Source organism: Brachybacterium sp. p3-SID1565 (genome assembly GCF_025143785.1).
GTDB lineage: Bacteria > Actinomycetota > Actinomycetes > Actinomycetales > Dermabacteraceae > Brachybacterium > Brachybacterium epidermidis.
In genome coordinates, this window is the sequence record NZ_JAMBDS010000101.1 from 1 (window position 1) to 443 (window position 443).

Genomic DNA, 443 nt, shown 5'->3' on the forward strand with positions numbered 1-443 from the left:
GTCCCGCATCCTGGGCGAGCTCCTGCAGCCGCGCAGCCAGCAGCTCCACATCCCCGATCGGAACAAGGAAACCACTATCACCATCCTCGATCGCCTCCGCCGGACCGAAATCGAAGTCATACGACACGGTGGGACGCGAGTGATACATCGCCTCCAAAAGCGGGTAGGCGAACCCCTCAGACAACGACGTCATCAACACGATATCCGCAGACCCATACACGTCCTGCTCCGTGCCGAACCCCGGCATCCGCACCCGATCCTGAAGCCCCAACGACTCCACCAGCTCCCGGACGGCAAGGTAGTACGGGTGGAGAGAACTGATGTTCCCCCACAGGGTCAACGTCACCGACTCGTCATCGATCAACGACAGCGCACGCACCGCATCCAACTGATTCTTCCGATGCTGGAACGACGCCGGCAAAGCGATATTCACGCCCTCGTGC

At 60.9% G+C, this 443-nt stretch carries 1 protein-coding gene; it reads right to left on the reverse strand.

Annotation, left to right across the window (positions count from 1 at the left end):
• Positions 1-443 (reverse strand): glycosyltransferase (locus tag M4D54_RS13775; RefSeq protein WP_259892117.1); only part of this gene is annotated, 443 nt, incomplete at both ends.